1 protein-coding gene is annotated in these 1,695 nt (G+C 64.1%); it reads left to right on the top strand.

Annotated features, from left to right (window positions below; all coding sequences use genetic code 11):
- Positions 1 to 1,695, top strand: a 1,695-nt coding sequence (locus tag QQK16_RS20930) for a type VI secretion system Vgr family protein (RefSeq protein WP_284198439.1), incomplete at both ends; no start/stop codon positions are given.

The raw sequence follows: 1,695 nt of genomic DNA, 5'->3' as shown, positions 1-1,695 counted from the left end.
CATGTTCGATCATCGCAATGTCCGCCTCACCACCCCGCTCGGCCCCGAAGCCCTCATCTTCCGCCGCCTGGACGGCCACGAAGCACTCGGACAGATCGGCCAGTACAGCCTCACCGCGCTCTCCAAGCGCCCCGACCTCCCCCTGGACAAACTCGTCGGACAGCCACTCACCATCAGCTCCGACCTCATGCTGATGGCCACACGCCATCTCAACCTCTACGTCTGCGAGATGTCACTCAAGGGCAAGGAAGGCGACTACTACGTCTACGAAGCCATCCTCCGTCCCTGGCTCTGGTTCCTCACCCGTACCGCCGACAGCCGCATCTTCCAGGAACAGAACACCCCCGACATCATCAAGGCCATCTTCGCTGATCACCCCCTGGCCAAGTTCGAGTTCCGCCTTACCCAATCCTATGCCCCCCGCGAATACTGCGTGCAGTACCGCGAGTCGGACTACAACTATGTCGCCCGCCTGTGCGAACAGGAAGGCATCTACTTCTGGTTCGAGCACAAGGACGGCCTGCACACCCTGATCCTGGCCGACGCCCTCTCCGCCCATGCCCCCGCCCCCGGCTATGCCCACATCCCCTTTGAACAGGGTGGTGGCGATGGCGGCATGACTTCGGACCGCGAACACCTCGAACACTGGAACTACACCAAGTCCGTCCAGCCGGTGGACTATGTCCTCACAGACTACGACTTCCAGAAACCCCGCGCCGACCTTACCGTCCGCTCCCGCGTTGCCCGCGAGCATGGCGAAGCCCGCCATGAGGTGTTCGACTACCCCGGCGAATACGACAACCCGGCTGTCGGCGAGCACTATGTGCGGGTCCAGCTCGATGCCATGCAGGCCCGCCAGGAAACCGTCCGTGGCCAGGGCAATGTCCGGGGCCTGCCGGTGGGCGCCTTGTTTACCCTCAGCGATCACCCGCGCGGCGACCAGAACCGCGAATACCTGGTCACCAGCGCCCACCTCAGCTGGTCGGAAGCCTCCTACGAATCGGGTGCTGGCGACTGGGTCTGTTTGTGCCAGATCGAAGCCCTGCCCAGCAGCCTGCCCTTCCGCCCCACCCGCTACACCCCGCGCCCCTTTGTGCAAGGCCCGCAGACCGCCGTGGTGGTCGGCCCGCAGGGCGAGGAGATCTACAGCGACCAGTACGGCCGGGTCAAAGTGCAGTTCCACTGGGATAGACGCGGCCAGCGCAACCAGCACAGCTCCTGCTGGGTCCGTGCTTCGCAGCCCTGGGCCGGACAGAACTTCGGCGCCATGGCGGTGCCGCGCATTGGCCAGGAGGTGGTGATCAGCTTCCTGGAAGGAGATCCTGACCAGCCGCTGATTACCGGCCGGGTGTACAACGCCGGCCAGATGCCGCCGTGGGAGCTACCGGCCAACCAGACCCAGACCGGCATGCTGAGCCGCTCCACCCCGGGTGGCAGCTACGACAACGCCAACGCCATCCGCTTCGAGGACAAGAAGGGGGCGGAAGAGCTGTGGCTGCATGCCGAGAAGGACCAACGTATCGAGGTGGAGAACGACGAAAGCCACTGGGTGGGCCACGATCGCAAGAAGACGGTGGACAACGACGAGACGGTGCTGGTGAAGCATGACCGTACCGAGACGGTGGACAACAACGAGACCATCACGGTGCACAACGACCGCACCGAGCGGGTGGACCACAACGAGAAGATCTCGAT

Origin of the sequence: Chitinimonas prasina, assembly GCF_030160395.1 — a bacterium.
Classification (GTDB): Bacteria; Pseudomonadota; Gammaproteobacteria; order Burkholderiales; family Chitinimonadaceae; genus Chitinimonas; species Chitinimonas prasina.
Note: the sequence above shows the minus strand (reverse complement) of the source record. Positions and strands in the feature narration are given on the sequence as shown.